General features: G+C 39.7%; 21 protein-coding genes. 6 read left to right on the forward strand and 15 right to left on the reverse strand.

Annotation, left to right across the window (positions count from 1 at the left end; all coding sequences use genetic code 11):
- Positions 1 to 113: 113 nt before the first annotated feature.
- From DRW42_RS12545 to DRW42_RS12555, 3 genes are all read left to right on the forward strand, one after another.
- Positions 114 to 1,568 carry a sensor histidine kinase gene (locus tag DRW42_RS12545; protein WP_158544335.1) on the forward strand — a complete coding sequence of 485 codons (1,455 nt, stop codon included), beginning with the start codon at positions 114 to 116 and terminating at the stop codon, positions 1,566 to 1,568.
- Positions 1,556 to 2,251, forward strand: a complete 696-nt coding sequence (locus tag DRW42_RS12550) for a response regulator transcription factor (RefSeq protein WP_113949162.1) — start codon at positions 1,556 to 1,558, stop codon at positions 2,249 to 2,251. The genes DRW42_RS12545 and DRW42_RS12550 overlap by 13 nt, the downstream gene beginning before the upstream one ends.
- A 106-nt stretch (positions 2,252 to 2,357) precedes the next feature.
- A complete protein-coding gene (locus tag DRW42_RS12555; RefSeq protein ID WP_113949163.1) occupies positions 2,358 to 3,209 on the forward strand; it encodes an EamA family transporter in 852 nt (283 codons plus the stop codon).
- Here the strand turns inward: DRW42_RS12555 and DRW42_RS12560 are convergent, their stop codons facing one another.
- Positions 3,210 to 3,494 carry a putative quinol monooxygenase gene (locus DRW42_RS12560; protein WP_113949164.1) on the reverse strand — a complete coding sequence of 95 codons (285 nt, stop codon included), beginning with the start codon at positions 3,492 to 3,494 and terminating at the stop codon, positions 3,210 to 3,212.
- The gene (locus DRW42_RS12565; RefSeq protein ID WP_113949165.1) at positions 3,466 to 4,095 is read right to left on the reverse strand and encodes an NAD(P)H-dependent oxidoreductase; all 630 of its coding nucleotides are present in this window, start codon (positions 4,093 to 4,095) and stop codon (positions 3,466 to 3,468) included. The genes DRW42_RS12560 and DRW42_RS12565 overlap by 29 nt, the downstream gene beginning before the upstream one ends.
- Positions 4,096 to 4,193: 98 nt before the next feature.
- Between DRW42_RS12565 and DRW42_RS12570 the strand changes: the two genes are divergently transcribed.
- Together DRW42_RS12570 and DRW42_RS12575 are read left to right on the forward strand one after the other, a co-directional pair.
- The gene (locus DRW42_RS12570) at positions 4,194 to 5,096 is read left to right on the forward strand and encodes a LysR family transcriptional regulator (RefSeq protein ID WP_113949166.1); all 903 of its coding nucleotides are present in this window, start codon (positions 4,194 to 4,196) and stop codon (positions 5,094 to 5,096) included.
- A gap of 87 nt (positions 5,097 to 5,183) precedes the next feature.
- The gene (locus DRW42_RS12575) at positions 5,184 to 7,679 is read left to right on the forward strand and encodes a PAS domain S-box protein (RefSeq protein ID WP_113949167.1); all 2,496 of its coding nucleotides are present in this window, start codon (positions 5,184 to 5,186) and stop codon (positions 7,677 to 7,679) included.
- Positions 7,680 to 7,853: 174 nt separating this feature from the next.
- Here the strand turns inward: DRW42_RS12575 and DRW42_RS12580 are convergent, their stop codons facing one another.
- Together DRW42_RS12580 and hutH are read right to left on the reverse strand one after the other, a co-directional pair.
- Positions 7,854 to 9,857, reverse strand: coding sequence for a urocanate hydratase (locus DRW42_RS12580; RefSeq protein ID WP_113949168.1), 2,004 nt, complete (start codon positions 9,855 to 9,857; stop codon positions 7,854 to 7,856).
- 19 nt (positions 9,858 to 9,876) lie between these two features.
- Positions 9,877 to 11,412 (reverse strand): histidine ammonia-lyase, encoded by a 1,536-nt coding sequence (gene hutH / locus DRW42_RS12585; RefSeq protein ID WP_113949169.1) that lies wholly within the window; start codon positions 11,410 to 11,412, stop codon positions 9,877 to 9,879.
- Between the two features lie 76 nt (positions 11,413 to 11,488).
- Here hutH and DRW42_RS12590 point away from each other — a divergent pair, with 76 nt between their 5' ends.
- Positions 11,489 to 12,382, forward strand: a complete 894-nt coding sequence (locus DRW42_RS12590) for a LysR family transcriptional regulator (RefSeq protein ID WP_113949170.1) — start codon at positions 11,489 to 11,491, stop codon at positions 12,380 to 12,382.
- A 7-nt stretch (positions 12,383 to 12,389) separates the two neighbouring features.
- On the opposite strand, the gene DRW42_RS12595 is transcribed toward DRW42_RS12590, so the two are convergent.
- The 11 genes from DRW42_RS12595 to tssD all read right to left on the reverse strand — a co-directional run.
- Positions 12,390 to 12,671: a hypothetical protein gene (locus DRW42_RS12595; protein WP_113949171.1), complete on the reverse strand. Its 282-nt coding sequence runs from the start codon at positions 12,669 to 12,671 to the stop codon at positions 12,390 to 12,392.
- 2 nt (positions 12,672 to 12,673) lie between these two features.
- A complete protein-coding gene (locus tag DRW42_RS12600) occupies positions 12,674 to 13,615 on the reverse strand; it encodes a hypothetical protein (RefSeq protein ID WP_113949172.1) in 942 nt (313 codons plus the stop codon).
- A gap of 17 nt (positions 13,616 to 13,632) precedes the next feature.
- The gene (locus DRW42_RS12605) at positions 13,633 to 13,992 is read right to left on the reverse strand and encodes a hypothetical protein (protein WP_113949173.1); all 360 of its coding nucleotides are present in this window, start codon (positions 13,990 to 13,992) and stop codon (positions 13,633 to 13,635) included.
- A 40-nt stretch (positions 13,993 to 14,032) separates the two neighbouring features.
- Entirely contained in the window at positions 14,033 to 14,515 is a 483-nt protein-coding gene (locus DRW42_RS12610; RefSeq protein ID WP_113949174.1) for an ankyrin repeat domain-containing protein, read from the reverse strand.
- A gap of 34 nt (positions 14,516 to 14,549) precedes the next feature.
- The gene (locus DRW42_RS12615; RefSeq protein ID WP_113949175.1) at positions 14,550 to 14,963 is read right to left on the reverse strand and encodes an immunity 70 family protein; all 414 of its coding nucleotides are present in this window, start codon (positions 14,961 to 14,963) and stop codon (positions 14,550 to 14,552) included.
- A 78-nt stretch (positions 14,964 to 15,041) separates the two neighbouring features.
- A complete protein-coding gene (locus DRW42_RS12620; protein ID WP_113949176.1) occupies positions 15,042 to 15,533 on the reverse strand; it encodes an ankyrin repeat domain-containing protein in 492 nt (163 codons plus the stop codon).
- A gap of 16 nt (positions 15,534 to 15,549) precedes the next feature.
- Complete coding sequence (locus DRW42_RS12625; RefSeq protein WP_113949177.1) at positions 15,550 to 16,959, reverse strand: HNH/ENDO VII family nuclease; 1,410 nt, start codon at positions 16,957 to 16,959, stop codon at positions 15,550 to 15,552.
- Positions 16,960 to 16,962: 3 nt separating this feature from the next.
- A complete protein-coding gene (locus tag DRW42_RS12630; protein WP_113949178.1) occupies positions 16,963 to 18,741 on the reverse strand; it encodes a type VI secretion system Vgr family protein in 1,779 nt (592 codons plus the stop codon).
- A 21-nt stretch (positions 18,742 to 18,762) separates the two neighbouring features.
- On the reverse strand, positions 18,763 to 19,608 hold the full coding sequence (locus tag DRW42_RS12635) for a hypothetical protein (RefSeq protein ID WP_113949179.1): 846 nt from the start codon (positions 19,606 to 19,608) through the stop codon (positions 18,763 to 18,765).
- Between the two features lies 1 nt (position 19,609).
- Positions 19,610 to 20,329, reverse strand: coding sequence for a hypothetical protein (locus DRW42_RS12640; protein ID WP_113949180.1), 720 nt, complete (start codon positions 20,327 to 20,329; stop codon positions 19,610 to 19,612).
- A gap of 87 nt (positions 20,330 to 20,416) precedes the next feature.
- The coding region (gene tssD, locus DRW42_RS12645) for a type VI secretion system tube protein TssD (RefSeq protein ID WP_113949181.1) at positions 20,417 to 20,728 on the reverse strand (312 nt) is incomplete at its 5' end.

Below are 20,728 nucleotides of genomic sequence, written 5' to 3' on the forward strand. Positions count from 1 at the left end.
TTATGTTATTTTAGGTTATATTATGTTAATGCAATATTTGGATTTAGAGATTTAATATAAATTTGATGATGCGAAAAAGTGCCAATATTTTAATTATAATCTGTTTTTCAGTAATGGTAACACTTTTATCGTTGCAGGTGTATTGGATCGTTAACTATTACAAAGCCACTTTGAAAGATTTTGAAAAGGAAGTAAACCTTGCCTTCGAAGATGGAGTTAAAAAAGAGCTCAGCTTACGATGCGATACCATTCAGAACATTATTGAAAAAAAGCTTTTAGATACCAATGCTTTTTTGATTAGCGCAAGATTTGATAAAAAAGATAAAAAATATATCTACACAGTAAGGGCAAAAGGTAATGAGAAAGATAAATTCACATCGTCGTTTAGCTTATCAGATTATAGCAAGGCCATTCCAAAAAATAAAAGCGATACCAGCGTACGCAAACACGTTGCTGGCCACCTTGCCTTATTAATGAGAGAAGAGGATATGGAATCGCATGTTATTTACTACCGAACGCAAAAACTTGGTATTTTCATGAATGAGCAAGCCAATAAATACCAGTTCGACACTACCCGTTTGAGGCCTGCATTCAATATTTATTTAAAAGCACGCAATATTAAAACACCTTATAACTTTATTGTTAAAAAGATTGATAGCACCAATAACAAGGGCATAAAAAAGATGGGTTATGCTTTTGTTACCAGAGCTTTTGAAACCTACCGCTACACCGATGATCAACGATATGTAAGGGCAATGTTCAAAAGTCCATCTGCATACATTCTTTCCAGAATGGCCTTGCTCTTATTCTCGTCATTTGCAATGATCGTTATCGTATCAGGCTGTATGATTATCCTATTAAAAAGGCTTTTTTGGGAGAAAAGATTATCCGTTATCAAAAATGATTTTATCAGCAATATTACCCACGAATTTAAAACACCAATATCAACTGTTTCAGTTGCCATTGAAGCCTTAAATAATCCTATCATCCGCAGCGATGACGATAAATATAATCGGTACCTTATCCATGCAAAAAATGAAATTGAAAGATTGAATATCCTGGTGGATAAAGTATTAAACATTGCTATTTATGAAGATGGTAAATCTCCCGTATTAAAAGAAAAAATTCTTTTCGACAATAAAATAATGGAGATTATACAGCTGCATGAAATGAAAACCAGGAAAGGGATGGTTATTGATTACAAAAACGACAGTCAATTAAAAGAAATAAATGTTGATGCCACTCAGTTTCAGCATGCCATAAGCAACATCATAGACAATGCAATAAAGTATTCGGGTGAAGAAGCCTTAATCAAGGTAACTGTTCAAAAGAAAGAATATTTTTTAACTATATTGGTTGAAGACAATGGCATCGGAATAGCTGAAAAAGACATTTCTGCAGTGTTCGAGAAATTCTATCGCGTAAGTACCGGAAATAGTCATCCCGTGAAAGGGCACGGTTTAGGGTTAAATTATGTGAAGCAGATTATGCACCTGCACGATGGCTGGTATAAAATGGAAAGTAAATTAGGTAAAGGGACTAAAATCACTTTGGGATGGCCACTTTAAACAAAATTCTCTTTGTAGAAGACGAGCCTGCACTTGCCGAAATCGTCAAGGAAACATTAGTCTTAAAAGGATTCGAAGTAACACATACTTTAACTGCTAAAGAAACCATTATACAATACCATAAAATTAAGCCGGATATTTTGGTTTTAGATGTAATGCTGCCTGATGGCGATGGCTTCTCCATCGCAAAACAGCTTAGGCAAATTGATACTAAAACCCCTATTATATTTCTAACCTCAAAATCACTTCCAGCAGATGTGGTGATGGGTTTCGAAAGCGGTGGCAACGATTATCTGAAAAAACCTTTTAGTATAGAAGAACTGGTAATCAGGATTAAAGCATTATTGAGCCAAAATAGATTAGTTGTTAAAATTGAGGAGCAGAAAAAAAAGGTAGTCCATATCGGGAACTATCATTTTCATTATCCCGAAGGTATATTAACTTTCGAAGGAACCCATAAGACCTTAACCAATAGGGAGGCAGAAATATTACAAATGTTATTATTAAATAAAAACAATGTACTTGATCGAAATCTAATTTTGAACACCTTGTGGAACAATAACGATTATTTCTCGGGCAGGAGTTTAGATGTGTTCATCACAAAATTGCGTAAGTATTTAAAACATGATCCGTCGGTTTTTATTATTAATATCAGAGGCCAAGGCTACAAATTGATTTATTAGCAGCTCTAAAGGGAGAATCGGTGTAATCTGATTCTCCCTTTTTTTATTTAAAAAAATTGGGAGATTATAATTCCGTAATTTTGCGCCTCATTTTACGAGCGCCCTGATGAAAAGCAAAATCAATATTCCACCAATACCAGCTGTTTTACTGTCTATTATCAGTGTACAATGCGGTGCGGCTATTGCGAAAGGGCTTTTTCCCCAAATTGGGGCAGCAGCTACTGCATCGCTACGTATTGGTTTATCAGCTGTAATCTTACTCATCGCTTTTCGACCCAACCTGTTTAAATTAACCGCCAAACAATGGAAATATGCCATTCTTTATGGGGTTTGTTTGGGTATAATGAACATGGTGTTTTACATGGCCATTGCCCGGATCCCGATTGGTTTGGGCGTAACTTTAGAATTTGTAGGACCACTGGTTTTAGCCATTTTTGGTTCTAAAAAAGCAATAGATTTTATTTGGGTAATACTGGCCGCTACGGGGATTATACTCATCACCCCGTGGACAGGCACCGGACTAAATTTAGCCGGCGTATTGCTGGCATTACTTGCTGGTGTTTTTTGGGCAGGGTATATTATATTGGGCGGCAGGATTTCGAAAATTATGAAGGGCGGCGAAGCCGTTGCCGTTGGGATGATATTTGCCACCCTGGTAATCCTTCCATTTGGAATTTTTGGTGGTGGTTTAAGTAATTTAAGCCCAAAATTATTGGGTTTGGGAGCAGCGCTTGCTCTACTATCAAGCGCCATTCCGTTTACCCTCGAAATGAAAGCCCTAAAACAGATCCCGGCACGGACTTTCAGTATTTTGATGAGCCTCGAACCGGCTATGGCTTCGTTAGCCGCTTTGGTTTTCCTGCAGGAATATCTTACGCTTAAAGAATGTTTTGCCGTAGCTTTTGTGGTTATTGCCTCTGCGGGTTCTTCGTTTACGGCCCGGCGGGCCAAACTATAATCAGGCCAGTTTCGCGGTTTTATAAATTACAATTTCATCCGTAATCGAATTGGCCTGTGCTACAAAAGCCAAAATATAAGGCTGTTGGTTATGTTGATCCAGCCCTGTCTGATCTTTCCATTTTTCCTGAAAAACAAAAGTAAAGTCCTCTGCTGATTTGTGCAGATCGTATTGAATACAGGCTTCTTCCTTGCGCGAATTAGCCACCATATCCAATAAAACCCCTCTCAACTGCGCTACAGTATCCGGTTTACTTTTAATTATTGCTGTTAGATAAATGCTCATATACTTCAGTATTTAAAAAATTTTCTGTTAAATGTTCCTGGTGCTGTTTCAGTGCTGTTATAATGTCGGCATTTTTTTCTACATCATGAAAATGGATACCTTCTATTCTTTCCATTCCGGTAAAAGCATTCATCCTGTGGAAACCAAATAGCACACCATCATCCACACTGGTTTCCATAAAAAATTCGCCCGGCAAGGTAAATGCCTCTTTTGGTGCATTCCACGATGTGGTAACCATATATTTACGACCGTGCAACATACCCCCGGTACCGTAATTTCTGGTTGGGTTTTCAGCTTTGCGGCCATCGCTTACATAAATTCCTTTTTTATGACCTTCGGTAAATACCACATCAATATATTTTTTAAAAGCGTGCGGCAACTGGAACCACCAGATCGGTGTATGGTAAATTACCACATTCGCCCAGACATATTTGGCTACTTCTTCAGCAGGATCATAATCGTGGTTGATGTTGGTTGTTTTAACTTCGAAGCCTGCTAATCCAGAAAAAAATTCTGCTGTTGCATCTGCTATGGTTTCGTTAAATTTTCCACCAGAGTGTCCAAATTTTTGCCCTCCGTTGATAATGAATATTTTTGTCATTTCGTTTTCTATTTTGATGATACAAAATTAATCAGGCAATATCTATTATTAAAACAAGTTAATTAATAGCTTTGTATCAGAATTATAATAGCTAGAAAATGGTTAATTTAGAATGGTACAGAAGTTTTAAGGCGATTTATAAAACCGGTACTTTAACCGGTGCAGCCGAAAGTTTATTTATCTCGCAGCCCGGGGTAAGTTTACATTTAAGTTCTCTCGAAAGTTATGTAGGTTATAAACTCTTCGAACGTACAGGCCGGAAAATGATCCCAACGGAAAAAGGAAAAGTGTTGTATAACTTTATTTTAGAGCCACTTGCAAAACTCGAAGATGCCGAAAAACATTTTCAGAAAAGCACTGAAAAACATACTCCAACCATTAGTGTGGGCATGTGCTTCGAAACCTTTCAGATTACGCTGGAGCAATATATTTCTACCCTCCCATTTAATGTAATTATCCGTTTTGGCGAATATCCTGAAATGCTCGATCAACTGGATAAAGGCATTTTAGACCTGATTATTACTCCACAAAAAGGCAATTCGCCCAATATAGAACACGAGGCATTTTCTTCTGAAACGATAGTGTTAGTAGGCGGAATAGAAACAGACGGAGAGGTTTTTAACACTTTGGCCAAGAAAAATAATTTAACAGAAATGGAAATCTGGTTAAAGCAGCAAAAATGGTACGGTACCGCGGGCGATATGGAGCATTTGTTACGTTTCTGGCAGCTTAATTTTGGCAAACGTGCCGATTTCAGGCCAAACTACATCGTTCCGAACCTCAATTCCATTGTGCGCTGCCTTTCGGGTGGAAAAGGCCTGGCCATTATTCCCGATTTTCTTTGCAAAAAAGAAGTGGAAGAAGAAAAAATCAAGGTAATATGGGAAGGGACCACGCCATTAAAAAATACGCTGTATTTTGGTTGTAGAAAAAATACGCAATATGCAGCTGAAATTCATGTAATTAAAAACCTTTTTAAGGAGGTTATGGTTAGTATATAGTTCATGTCCATTGCTTAGGTATGCACCAAAAATTATTTTGAAATTTAGATAAAATATTTACTTTAGATTATCCCATAACGTCCCATAATGAACCAATCCAGTTATCTTTTAAGCAACGATCAATTATTAGAAGTTTTTAATTTAACCCATACTGCCACGGCAGTGCATGTGGGAGAAACGGCTATAATCCAGGCTGCAAATGATGCCATGTTGAGGATCTGGGGTAAAGACAGGAGTGTGATCGGAAAATCGCTGGAAGATGCATTGCCGGAATTGAAAGGCCAGCCTTTTATTGAAATGTTCAGAAAGGTATGGCTCGAAGGACTGGTCATTTCGGGAAAAGATACTGCAGCAGATCTCGAAATAGATGGCAAAATACAGACCTTTTATTTTGATTTTGAATATCGGGCAGTAAAGGATGATGGTGGAAAAACCATCTGTATTTTACATACCGCGATTGATGTAAGCGAGCGTGTGCTGAGGCAGGAAGCATTAGAACGGGAACGGGAAAAAGCAGAGGCACTTGAACGCGAACAGGCTTTAAATGAAGAATTGGCCGCAACAGTAGAAGAACTGGCTGCTACCAACGAAGAGCTTGTGGCTACCAATGAAGAGTTACAGGAAACACAGGAAACGCTCCATGTTTTAAACAACGAATTGGAACTGCGTGTATTGGAACGCTTCAACCAGCTTTCGGAAAGTGAAAAACGTTTTAAAACCATGGCTGAGGGAACCGATATTTTTATCGGCGTTGGTGATGAAAACGGAAATGCGGTTTATTTCAACAAATCCTGGACAGATTTAACCGGTAAATCGATTGAAACCCTGCTGGGCTTTGGTTGGGTCAACCTTGTCCATCCGGAAGACCGCGATAAATATGTGAATGTTTACCTCTCTGCCTTTGAAGAAAAAAAGGCATTTACAGGTGAATTAAGGATACTCAACAAACACAGCCAATACCAGTGGTTGTTAGCCAGCGCCACACCACGCTTTGATGCAGATGGATCTTTTGCAGGTTACATCAGTTCGTGTGTGGATATTACAGAAAGAAAATTAATTGAACTGGAACGCTTAAACCTGAGCAAACTGATTGAAGCCAGTTCGGAATTTATTGGGCTGGTAGAATTAGATTTATCTATCCAATACCTTAATCCCGCTGCTATACAAAAACTGGGATGGAAAAGCATTGCCAATAGAACCATTTTAGATTGTGTTTTTCCTGATGACCGGGCTACTGCCGAACTTCTTCTGCCAGGCATTCTGCACAACCAGAATTTCAGGGAGGAAATCCGTTTCTGGAATGAAGAAACAGGCAAACCTTTTTGGATAGAATGGAATGGTTTTGCCATTAAAAATGAAGCAAATGATGAGGTAATTGCCATGGCTACTGTAAGTCCGGACATTACAGAACGTAAAATTTACCAGGAAGAACTTCAGGCCATCAATATGGAAATGGCCGCAGCAAATGAAGAACTGGCCACTACCAACGAAGAGCTTGCCCAAACTCACGAAGACCTGATTCAATATGTGAACAGATTGTCTGATAGCGAAGAAAAATTGCGTCAGGCGATAGAAACCGGCAGGATGGGTACCTGGAGTATAGATCCAAAAACATTGGAAATAAGCATGTCGGGTTTTGTTAAAGCGTTATTGGGTCTTCCTTTAGATCAACCTGCAGCAATGGAAGCCGTTATGCAGGCCATCAACCCCGAATACCATGATATGCTGAACTCGGCTTTGGAAAATGCGCTAAAAAACCATTCATCAAGTGATACCGAATATTCCATCAATAATTTGCTTACCGGCGAAGAAAAATGGGTTAGGGCCACCGGAAGGGTATTTGTAGATCAGCATGGAAATGCAACCGAATATTCGGGATTGTTTATTGATATCACGGAGCAGAAACTCGATGAACTCCGCAAAAATGATTTTATAGGCATGGTGAGTCATGAGTTAAAAACACCATTAACAGCCATCAATGGTTTTGTACAGGTTTTGCAGCGTAAAGCCAAAAAAGACGAAGACAATTATGCCATTATAGCTTTAGACAAAGCACATAGCCAGATCAGGAAAATGACCACCATGATTAACGGTTTCTTAAATGTTTCGAGGTTGGAATCGGGCAAGCTATTGATCGAAAAGACTGATTTCAACTTAGAGGAGTTGTTAAAAGAAACAATTGAGGAAACCTATATTTCTCAATCTTCGCATCAGATTACATTAAATACAACCTGCGATGTGACGATCCATGCCGACCGTGATAAAATCGGAAATGTAATCTCTAACCTGATCAGTAACGGGTTAAAATATTCGGATAATGGTACCAAAATCGAAGTGAGCTGCAAATTATCTGATACCGAGGTTGAAGTACAGATCAAAGATGAAGGTATCGGCATCAAACCTGATGATATTGATAAATTATTTGAACGTTATTACCGCGTACAGGGTAACCATACCATTTCGGGTTTCGGAATCGGACTTTATTTAAGTGCCGAAATTATCGAAAGGCATCATGGCAAAATATGGGCAGAAAGTGAAGAAGGTAAAGGTTCTGTTTTTCATTTTACCTTGCCTTTGAAGTAAGTATTTGAGTATTTTACCCCCCTCGCAACGTCATTTCGAGCTAAGTGCAACGTAGTCGAGAACCACGTAAGTGCTCAGAGAAGCTAAATCTGTCTCGAGATAGATCTCTCCATTTCGCTTTGCTCCAGTCGAGATGACGATATTAGCGAAGCGTAATCGTGACGACTATAATTATCATATCCCCAACCCATCCAATACCTCATCATCAACCAGATTTGGTAAGGTTATTTTTAAGGTGACGGTGCGCTGCATTTCGCGTTCGATGGCAAAACGGGCTTCTGTATTGCGGGCCCAGCTTCGTCTGGCAATTCCATTATTTACATCGTAAAAAAGCATATTCTTTAATTTTTCTGCTGCCTCATCGGTTCCGTCAATCACCATCCCGAAACCGCCATTAATTACTTCACCCCAGCCAACACCTCCGCCGTTATGGATGGATACCCAGGTTGCACCCCTAAAACTATCGCCAATTACATTATGAATTGCCATATCGGCTGTAAAACGGCTTCCATCGTAAATATTACTGGTTTCTCTAAAGGGCGAATCTGTTCCACTCACATCGTGATGATCTCTACCCAGAATTACCGGAGCGGATAATTCACCTGTTTTAATGGCGTCGTTAAAGCGCAGGGCTATTTTAGCCCTACCTTCGGCATCAGCATATAAAATCCGGGCTTTTGAACCTACTACCAACTTATTTTCTTTAGCAGCGGCAATCCAGTTGATGTTATCCTGTAATTGTTGCTGTATTTCTGATGGCGCTGTAAGTTTAATTTCTTCCATCACTTCCTTTGCAATGCGATCGGTTACATCAAGATCTTTTTCATTACCCGAGGCACAAACCCACCTAAACGGCCCAAAACCATAATCGAAGCACAGCGGACCCAAAATATCTTCTACATAAGATGGGTATTTAAACGTGATTCCGTCAGCCGACATTACATCAGCCCCTGCCCGGCTACATTCGAGCAAAAAGGCATTTCCATAATCGAAAAAATAGGTTCCTTTAGCGGTATGTTTATTGATACAGTTTGCCTGTCTTTTTAACGAATCCTGAACGCAAAGTTTAAACTCACTGGCTGCATTGGCCATCATTTCATTTGCTTCCTCGAAACTCAAACCTGCCGGATAATAACCACCCGAATAGGGGTTATGAAGCGACGTTTGGTCAGAACCGATGGTAATTTCGATATTTTCCTGATCGAAACGTTCCCAAACATCCACAATATTACCAATAAAGGCCAGCGAAACTATTTCCTTTTCTGTTTGGGCAAGCAATACCCTATTTACCAGTCCATCTAAATTGTCAATCAATTCATCTACCCAGCCCTGTTCGTGCCTTTTACTTGCTGCTTTTGGATTTACCTCGGCACATACCGTAATACAGCCTACAATATTGCCAGCTTTGGTTTGAGCTCCACTCATGCCGCCTAAACCTGCTGTAAGAAAAATTTTTCCGGCAACATCTTTTCCATAAAAACCTTTTTTACGAAAAGCATTCATCAAGGTAATCGCGGTGCCATGCACAATACCCTGCGGACCGATGTACATGTAGGAACCTGCGGTCATCTGTCCGTATTGCGTTACGCCTAAGGCATTAAATTTTTCAAGATCTTCTGGTGAAGAATAATTGGGCACCATCATACCATTTGTTACCACCACTCGCGGAGCAGCTGTATTTGAAGGAAATAAACCCTGTGGGTGCCCGCTGTAAATGTTCAGCGTTTGCCTGTCGGTCATTACTGCAAGGTATTGCATGGTAATGAGGTACTGCGCCCAATTCTGGAACACACTGCCATTGCCACCATAGGTAATTAACTCTTCAGGGTGCTGCGCTATAGCCGGATCCAGGTTATTCTGGATCATCAGCATAATGGCAGCAGCATGTGCGCTTTGAGCAGGATATTCGGTTACTGGCCTTGCATAAATGGCATAATCGGGCATAAAACGGTACATATAAATGTGTCCGTAGCTTTCCAGTTCGTGTAAAAACTCGTTTGCAAGTTCCTGGTGCCATGCATTGGGAAAATAACGCAGTGCATTTTTAATGCTCAACTTTTTCTCTTCTGTATTTAAAACCGCTTTCCTTACGGGTGCATGGCTCAATTTTGTGTTTCTGGCTTTTTTTGCGGGTAAAAGCGCGGGGATACCTGCCAATAATTGTGCTTTAAAATCCATTTGCTGCAATTTTAAATTGTTAATTTAATTCCTGTTCTGCCCTGGTTGCTACAGCAACAATTTTTCCTTGTTTCACCATTTGGATGGCATTTTCCATCCTGTCGTACATAATCTGGTCTTCTTCAAAGTGATCAATTTCAGTGCGCACAAAATCATGAACCGCAGCCAATATTTTTCCGGGTTTTAATGGGTGGTGATAATCAATAGCCTGCGCAGCACAAAAGAGTTCGATTCCCAGTATTTTTTCCACATTTTCAATCACCTGCAAAGCTTTACGCGCTCCTATTGAACCCATACTTACGTGATCTTCCTGCCCCAGAGAGGTTGGAATACTATCGGCACTTGCAGGGAAACAAAGTCCTTTATTTTCGCTCGCTAAAGCTGCAGAAGTATATTGAACAATCATAAAACCCGAGTTTAAACCTGTTTCTTTCATCAGGAGTTTTGGTACACCTGGCGTATTTCCTTCTAACGAAAGATAGATACGCCTATCGCTGATATTTCCGATTTCGGAAGCGGCCAAACAAGCATAATCAAGCGGTAAAGCCAAAGGCTGACCATGGAAATTACCTCCGCTGATGGTTAAATCATCATTAAATATAACCGGGTTATCGGTTACCGAATTAAGTTCGATTTCCAACGCTTCTTTTAAGTGTAACCAAGCCGTACGGGAAGCGCCATGTACCTGCGGAATACACCTTAACGAATAAGGATCCTGCACTTTTTCGCAATCGGCATGTGAGGTCATGATTTCAGAATGCTGCAAAAGCTTACGTATCTGTTCGGCTACTGCAATATTTGCCTTGTATGGCCTTAACCGATGAAGCTGTGCATGAAAAGGTTTTTCTGATCCTTTTAAACCCTCGATCATCATGGCGGCAATAATATTGGCCGAATCAAGCACATTTTCAAAGCGTTGCACCACTTTTACGGTATGCGCAGCAATAAACTGGGTACCATTTATTAGGGCTAAACCTTCTTTTGGCCCGAGTTGTAAAGGTTGAAGCTGATGTAATTTTAGTAGTTGATCGGTAGCCATAATTTCACCCTTATAGTGAACTTTGCTTAAACCAATTAAAGGTAAAAACAGATGTGATAAAGGGGCAAGATCGCCCGATGCGCCAACCGAACCTTGTTTTGGCACCACAGGTGTTGCACCAATCTCCAAAAACCAGATCATCCGGTCGAGTGTTTCTATCCTGATGCCCGAATAACCTTGCGCCAAAGCCTGTAGTTTTAAAACCAGCATCAATCTTGATATTTCGGTATCTATTGGTTCACCTACACCTACGGCATGGCTCTTTAAAATATTTTCCTGTAGTTTTCGGGTATCATCGGCCGAAATCATGGAGGTGCAAAGCGGTCCGAAACCCGTATTGATGCCATAAACAGGTTTACCCGAAACCGCAATCCGCTCAACCACCTTACTGCTCTCAAGCACTTTTTCTCGTGTGCTTTCGCTCAATCCCCCTTTAATTTCGCCATTGCTAATGGCCAAAGCCAGTTTAGCAGTTAAATGATCTGTTCCGTAATTAAAAATCTGTTGCACACTCATATCTTAAAGGTTTTAAACAAAAATAAGCCCTATATTTGATACCTATAAATACCAATTACATCATCATGTAATAACCATGAGTTATCAGATAGAGCTTCGTCATTTAAAATATTTCCAGGTTCTGGCAGAGGAACTGAAATTCAGAAAAGCTGCCGACCGCCTGTTTATTTCGCAACCCGGACTGAGCCGGCAGATTAAACAGATGGAAGAAATTTTTAATGCGCCGCTTTTTGATCGTAACAAAAAGAAAGTAGCACTTACTGAGGCTGGATTGTACCTTAAGGAAGAGGTAGATTTTTTATTCAGCCATATCGAGAATATCAAAAAACAGCTTACCAATATTACTGAGGGCAAACAGGGTGAGCTTCGCATCGGTTTTTTGGGATCGGCAGCACAGAAAATTGTACCCGAAGTAATTTTCAAACTGAATAAAGATTTTCCGGAAATCAGGACCAATCTGGACGAAATGCCAAATAAGCTACAGATCGAATTGTTGGAAAAAGATATGCTTGATATGGGTTTTGTGAGGATGCAACAGTTTAAGCCCGGCATTTCCAAACACATGATCCATCAGGATACTTTCTCGCTGGTATTGCCCAAAAGCCAGCCCATGAAAAAGGCAAGTTTTGAAGCCGTAAAGAAATTGGGGGATGAACCTTTTATCTTTTTCTCAAGCGATGATAGTCCATTTTATTACGACCTGATGATGAGCATTTGTGAAGATCATGGTTTTAAACCCAAAACCTATCACAAATCGGTTAATGCACTAACAATCTTTAAACTGGTAGAACAAGGTTTGGGCATTGCCATTGTACCTACCGGCCTGCAATACGGTTATCAGGAAAACGTGAAATTTGTAGAACTTACACATATTCCGCAAAGAACAGAACTTTACATGATCTGGAAAGAATCGAACCGGAATCCGGCTTTAAAAAGTGTAATTAAGCTATTGCTGCAGGATAAAGCTTAAGTTATGGTTAATCGAGTTTTTCAATAACCTGCTGCCGGTTAAAAAAGCCCAGCCGGATATTCCTTAAATATGGAATGATAAAAATCCCTCGCGATGATACGCCCTGAACATCAGGGTTACCGTTTAGTTTTTTAACTAATTTACTAAAAGTGAACACATAACGCTTTGCCCTGCTATTCGGTGCCCGATCTATATTGAGCGACAAGGAGTAATTGCCAATAGAGATGTTTTTTGCAAACAGCGTTTTCAATGTTCCATATCCTGATCTTTCTATTTCCGAATGTTCCATCTTTAGAAAAATTTAAACCTGATTTTTGAGGGTTGTGTACCGGTCACGTCTACAGGTTCTGAAACTTTATCTTTTGGTTCATCTACCTGGTTACCCGCCCCATCGATAGTCATCGTATATTGAGTAATGATATATAATTTTTTCTCCTCTACCATTTCCTTTTTTACGGTGGTTGTATTCAGCAATTTTCCTGTTTTCAGTTCGATCAGATAAACAGCTTTCTCCGTAATTTCGGGTTTGATGGATTGCATGTCAATTTTGTCTTCGAAGCTTTTATATGCATTCTTTTTAAAAGCCATATCTAAGGCAACATAAGGTACCGAACTGGAGATTACCTGGACATTTATACCATTCGACATTTGCTGATCAATGCTTAAGCTTACTTTAAAAGGAAGGTATGCGGTATTTAAAAAATTTGTGCGGTTAGGGTCTGACTTTGAAGATGGTACTTCAGTTCCATAAACATATCCAAAATAGGTCTGTAAAAATTCATTTGCCTGTATGGCCTGTTGAATTTTTTCGGGGCTTGCAAACATACTATCGCTAAGTGCGATCAGGTCTTTTAAATCGTCGCTCTTATTTGCAGCCTGTTGCATGAGCTGCTTTGTTTGCTGCCACTTTGATAAAATCAATTCCATATTCACAACCTGCAACACTCTTCCGCTATGATCCAATTTTAAATGAAGCTCATTGAACATGCGGTTAAATGCACCAGTAACTTCGGCCACTTCATGTATCAGGTTGCTGTTTGCCTCGTGGATAAAAATATCCAATTGTACCAGCCTGCATTCGACCCCCTCTTCATCAATATTCAACACCGAAAAATCATACCTGATTTCGGTTTTCGATTTCATTAAAGCACTCACCAGCATCGATTCCATTTCTATCGAAAGGGTATATTGCGCTTGAAATTTTTCGCTTATATTAATAATTGATCTGCTCATGGGATAAATGGGATTGACTAATTTGTTTCTCTCATCACATCTGATAAAGTTTTGGTTTCAATCGGAACGGCATAAAAACCATCCGTTGAAACAACCTGATGTTCAAAATAATACTGAATAAGATTTCGTACCTGATCTGCATCAGCAAATTTCTGAAGATAAACCATATCCTCGCTATCATTGGCAATTTCTACAAGATAAAGTCCTTCTTTCTGGTAAAAAACCTGAAATGTTTCCGATTCGTTAATATCAAAATATAAAAAAGTACCCTTTTGCCAATTTAAGGTTCCGAATAAATCAAATGCCTGATCCATGTCCAAAAAAGACTCCCCGGTTAAATTATCGTAATCGTTGTAAACAATCTTTTTAGTATTCATTAGGTTTTAAAATTAAATACTGTACTCATATAAAAACTATTTAGTTCAATAGTTTGATCAACTCGTTAACACCTATTTTAACCGCTATATCTGCAGGCTTTTTCCCCACGTTGTTTAGGTGTTCTTTATTAGCTCCGTTTTGCAGTAAAAGTTTAACCAGTGGTATTTTGTTCTCATCACCATCTGCAGCACTAAAGGTTGCTGTCCACAATGCTTGGTTACCTGAAGTATTTTGAATACCTAAATCTGCTCCGTACTCCAACAATAGTTCGGCGATTTCGAAACTATTGTTTTCACTCGCATAATGTAAAGGTGTATTCCCTTTTTGGTCTTGAGTGTTAGTCGTAGCACCATATTGCAGCAATAATTTTACCACATCCCTATGTCCCCTCGCAACGGCTATTGCTAAAGGAGAATAATCAAGGTCTGCCTTATCATTAATTCCTTTGGTGTCCTTTTTGAGTTCATTTTCTAGTTCCTGAACTTTTCCGTCCATCGATAAAGAGAATATTTTGTTTTTCATTCTTAGCACTGTCCAAAGCTTTACAATAATTGAATTATAAACTCGTAATGGATATATCTTTTTTTACTTTCAAAGCGGTTTCGAAACTGGTAAATAAAACATCAAATAAATCCTTACCATCACTAGTGTAAAAATAATTGGAAAGATTGGTTATTCTTGCCGCTATTTTATCTCCCCAAGGAGGTCTTTGCTTAGGATTCTCAATCTCCCAAATAACCTGATTAGGCATTAGCTTTTTAAATCTTTCTTTTATTTCATCCAACTCCTTTTTTGCCGTATGAATGTCTTCGATCGGCAGATTCCCCTTATAAAGTTTATTCATTAAATGAGGATATATACTCCCCCACCTATTATTTTCGAGGTAGTAAGCTATATTTGAAAAGTAACAATGTAAAAAACTACCTGTACCAACTCCATAAAAAATAGGCCCAACTTTTAATCCTGTCATAAATTGCTATATCGTTTAAACGTTGTTCCTTGTGAATTTTTGACACACAAAAGAAAAGTTATTGGTCATCATATTTAGTTATGCAATCTTTTTATTTAACAGATTTACAAGGTCAGTGTTTCCTACTTTCTCTGCAAAAGAAAGCGGGCTGGCGCCTGCATTATTTTTATGATTGGGATCGGCATGGTGATCTAAAAAAAGTTCTACTATGCTATGTTTTGTTTTATCGCCCCGAACATAAAAAACAGCCGGCCATAGTGGTTGGTTGCCAAAACTATTTGTTGCATTCAAATCAGCATGGTGGTTTAGCAGTAAAATAGCTATATCCAAAAAATTGTTTTCAGCTGCATGATGGAGGGCAGTGTTACCCTTATCGTTAGGTATATTTGGATTAGCCCCATTTTCGAGCAACAATTTAACGACATCGTAATGATTGAGCGCTACAGCGGTTGCTAATGCCGTAAAACCTACGCTATCTTTAATATTGACATCAATAGATGATGTAGCTAATAACTCCGCTATCTTTTCCGTTTTTCCGCCTATCGCGAGTTTTATAAGGTTGTTTTCCATTTAATAAAAATAACTATTAGTTGTCAAAATCGTACCAAGATTCTTCACTTTCATGCAGTCCTTTGCTGCTTGTTGTAGGTGTTTCAGGACGATAATACTTAGGATCATTAAAGTATTCCAAAAATTGTTCTTTAGTAATTCTTCCTTCCATATATGCCTTATGGAGATGTCTGTATTCATAGTGGGGTTTATGTCCCATGCTCCAAACACCCTGCCTTGGCTGTCCAGGGCTCCATATAATTTCCTCACCTGTTTCAGGATCATATACTTTTCCGTCAACATCTTTGTTATTGTTCCAAGTATCATTTATGGCATCATCCTTATAAGATGGGCGGTTATCCTCATAAGCCTTACCCGTTCCACCACTTTTTACCTTTCTCGGATCGGTTGCCGTTGTGCCCGGTTTTAACCCATTCGGATTATTTCTCGAGTTTCTGAGCGTTCCATTTGCATCCCTGAATGTACCCGGCGGATCGACTTTGATATTTAGCAGATACAATCCCAATAAGGCATCGGACCATTGCAAACCACTTATCCCTTTATCTGCAATACGGCTCCCAAATTCATATTCGGGTAGCGCACCTTTGGCAAAACTATCTCCTACACTTACCGGATCTCCATTTTCATCTACGGCATCAGTAGCATAGGTTTTGGCTGCAGATTCTGCCCCGAAAATCCCCCTCGAACCTAAAGCTATACCTGCTCCGGTCCAACCTGTACCTATACCAAAACTCGCGCCAATATTGCTTAACACACTGGTTACAGTGGGCCTTGCCAAAATCATACTTGCCCTCGATAAGCTAATGCCTGTTCCTACCGTTCCGCCCGTTCCGCCAACGGCAACACTTCCTATCCCCAATAACGAACCTACCGTACCAACTGCTGCGCCTACAAAAGCACATTTCACCAGTTCGCTGCCATAACTCAGGCTGGCATAACCGATGGCGCCCATCCAGCTTTTAATATTTGGTGCATATTGTACCGTTCCGCCTGCTTTACAGGTCATGGTGCTACCGCCGGTAATAACAGGTGTACCTTGCAAAATCATATCCGGTTTTTTACTGTCCCACGATCTGGCCGGCCCCATTTTATGACCACAGAGCAAGCCCCCGATAACGGCACCGATAGCACCTCCAACAAGCCCTGCAACCGCGCCGAGCAAAATCAAACCAGCTCCACCCGTAGCAACAGTAAGTACCCCAACCGCCACGGCCACAACAACGGCAATTGCAGCAATGAGTGCCATTAACAGCATATACTTTTTACATCCGAAATCTATCCAGCTGATGGTGCTGGTATCGGATTTTGTGATATACTTATGTCCTGAACTATCGTGAAGACTTTCCCTGGTACCTTGAAATGGGGAAGGCATTGCACCTTCAGAACAAATCCAAAAATCTTCTTCTGTTATGATTTTATGTCCCATTTTCTAGTTTATAAATACATCACCCCCGTCTATTTTAGTATTCCCTCCTGTAACATGGTTGGTTCCTGTTATGGTATTGTTAGATCCTGTTATGGCATTGGTAGTGGAAGTAATTTTCATATCCTGTGTATTTACATTTGTTGCCGTGCCATTAATATCAATCTTACTCGATTTTGCTCCATCTTTCTGTGCGATTTCGATCTTATCTGCATGGATTAAAATCTGGTCTTTCTCGAGCGTGATGGAAGACGAACCATTGGTTAGCACCACTGTTTGTGTTGATGTTACGGTTACTTTGTTATTGCCATCAACAACAATGTGATTTCCTCCCGTTTTATCTTTGATGGTAATACCACCTCCATCATTCAGCTGAACAGTATGGCCACTTTTTGAAGTTAAACTTTTACTGTTGTTGCTGGCACTGCCACCGCTGCCACTTTTACCGTGGAATACGGAGCCCAGTACAATCGGGCGGGCAATATTACCTTCTTCAAAAGTTAATGCTACCTGATCGCCGATTTCGGGAATGAACACGAAGCCCCTGTTTTTGCTTACTTTTTCGCTGCTTCCGGCATCGGGCGTAATTACCCTCAGCCATTCGGTTACATCATTGGTTTTACATTCCCATTTAAATTTTACCTTAATGCGGCCCTGACCCTGTGGATCGGCATTATCGATTACATCTGCCAGTTGCATATCTGGATTCGGCTTGGTATAATTTTTAACCAGTAAACGCTCGGTTGTGGCTACTACCCCTTCGAAAGTGTTATAGTATTTACCCGTACCATCTATATCGTGGTTAATACTGGTGATGAGAAACTTACCCAAACTTTCGGTAGCAAAAGATAACTCTTTCCTTACGCTCATGGTAATTTCGGCTGTAGTGCCGATACCCAAAGCAGCATTATCGCCGCTGGCATGTACCTTTAAAAGATTACTAATATGTGCCTTTTCTTCATTTTGCACATGCGTTTTTATATCATTGCTGTTATCAACCCTGATTAACGAAGGTTGATTAAAAGTTTTGCTATACATGGTGTTTGATACCTGTATGGCGTGTGCCAGATCAGGCGATCCATCGCTTGCGCCACTGCTTTCGCTCTGCAACATTTCATCCTGTTTGGGATTGTAGGCAAAACGTTTGTTTTTTATCGGCGCAATTTCCATTGCGTATTGCAGGTTCTGTACATCGCGGCCATAAACAAGGGCAACTTCTTTCATTTTATCCGGCTTGCCGAAATTTAATTGTTTGCCATCATAGTAAAACCATTCGTGGTATTCGCCCGATAGCCTGTTGAGGAAATCAAAATCGCTTTCCCTATATTGTATCAGGTAATCGATAGGCTCTTTTCTGGCCGCATTGGCCACAATTTTAATATCGTTGGAAGGCACTTCCGAAGTGGCCAGCTTAACAATTGCATTTAAGTCTTTATCCAGATAAGAACCCAAATCCGGTCCTCGATCGATTAAAATGGTCGGACTATAGCCGCTCACAATCAGTACCCCATGATAACCATGGCTCTGCGCCAGTTCTACCTTGGTTACCAAACCGGCAAATTCCTGTAAACTACCCGGATCATAGCCGAAAGAAGCGGTAAGAGTTTTACCTACAAAATCGCGGCTATCGTTTAAATTGATCATTCCCGGCGAGCCCATCTGATCGTGATTAAACCGCAGCTCGAAATAATGATGCGTATTAAAGGCCTGCTTTAAGCTAAAGGAAGCAAAATGCGTAATGGCCTTATCTTCTATATTAATTTCAGTGATTAATTTCTTTTCCATACCAAAAAATAATAGTTTTTACTACTTGAACATGCCGTCACGAAAGGTTAAAACATCTCTTTTTCCATTGAAAACCGATCCGTTTTTTGTTTCGTTAACCTCGGGATAGCTGATGGTTTTATCTTTGGGGTTATAGGTTATTGCGAGTTGGGCAATGAGTTTTTCTTTATCCTGATCTTCTTTAAGATCGGCTGATGCAAACAATTCCGATTTAACAGATTTTCCCACCTTGAATAGTGCTTTATCGATACTGAATTTGGAATGATCGATTACCATAACATGGCTTACACTATAAGGTTCGGTTCCGCTCATTTGCCCGTAACCGGTAAACAGATAAGTTTTTTGTGGCGAGGTATTTAAAGTGTAAATGTGGTCAAAAAATGGCGTCGGACTTCCCTCGTCGTTTTTATCTTGGTAAAGGCTATTAAATGAAACTGCATTGAGCACATTCTTTTCATCCTTATACTGAATAATGTTCTGCACATGCCACATGGACCCAGAATATGGCGACAGCCAGTAAAACAGCCTGATTTTGTGATCATCAGAAGTGATTACATTGATTTCGTATTTTTTTAATCCGGCGAAATCATTTTCAAATGCATCGGGTTTTTGTAATGCGGCTATAAGTGCTTTAATAAAAATTTCTTCTGCTTCTGTATTTCCATCATTCAGATAACTTTCTCTTGAAGCCACCATTTTATCCGCCAGTTTTAAGAGCGAATCGTTTTCGGTAGATACAGTCTGTTTATTATTTTGTTTAACAGAATCAATTACCTGCACCGTGTTTTGCTGTTTATCATCATGTTTTTCTTCACATGAAAACAGCAGGAAAACCAAAGAAAAAAATAAAATGCCCGTTAGTTTCATACTATTGCCTTGGTATATTGATTATTCCCCTATTTTCCATCGCCTTTAAAATAACAGCTGTTCCGATCTGTTTATTTACATAATCGAGACTAAAAACATGATCCCTTGGGAAACCTCCCTTTGTATACAGATTAGAGCCACCCCATAAATAAGGCGAGTTGATGTTATTATTTTGATAGGCTTTTGCCACGCCATTATATTGCTCTAAACGGAGTAATACTTTAGGCAACGACCACACAGTTTCTTTATCCAAACCACGCAACTTTAAAGCATCTACGGCACTTTCTTCAAAAGTAAATGGCGGACCGTGATTGATTTTAGGCCGATTAGCCGGATGCTGCCTGGTAAAACCACTAAGCGGGTCGCCATTATGCAGGTGTTTTGTAAAATCGGAATTGCTTTCGCGGTAATGCACGCATGCAATGAAATACCAGGGAATACCCGCGCTATCGGGGAAAAGACCAATATCAGAAAATGACCTGTTGAAAAAATTGTTAGCCATTTTTGGGTTCTTTTTAAGAAGATCTGCATCAGGCTCCTCTACAAAACAGGTACTTCGATAGGTATATTCTGTTAAATTGAGCAATTTATTTCTTACAGCCTGATATCTTGATTTATTATTCAAGATTTTATCATCAATGATACGATTGATCTCTGCAGATTTTAATGGAGATATTGTGCAGGAATTGAACAGGTTAATGTATTCTAAGTCGGTAGCCATAGGTAGCCCTTTTTTATCACACCCCAAAAACAAAAAAACGTTATTAGCGCCAGTTTTGGCTGGTAGCTAATAACGATTGATATTGGATTAAGCTTTTGGCCAATCGTTTTCGTGTTCTGCATTACCCACCTTTAATTTACGGGCAGATACTACGAAACTTAAAGTCATTGGTGTATTGTCGTTTACCGCAATACCCTCATTATACTGGATGATGTAAGCATCTTCAAAAGTAAGTTCTTTCATCTTTGCATCTTCTTCGCCTTTTTTAAAGATAATGCTGCCAGCCTGTGGCTTGTATTGGTTGTTAACCATTGATTCGATTACCGAGGTATCTTCGGTTGATTCGATTTCGATGTTAATGGTACCACCATAAACACCTGACGATGGACGGCCTTTTGC

The organism is Pedobacter miscanthi (assembly GCF_003315595.1).
Taxonomy (GTDB): Bacteria; Bacteroidota; Bacteroidia; order Sphingobacteriales; family Sphingobacteriaceae; genus Pedobacter; species Pedobacter miscanthi.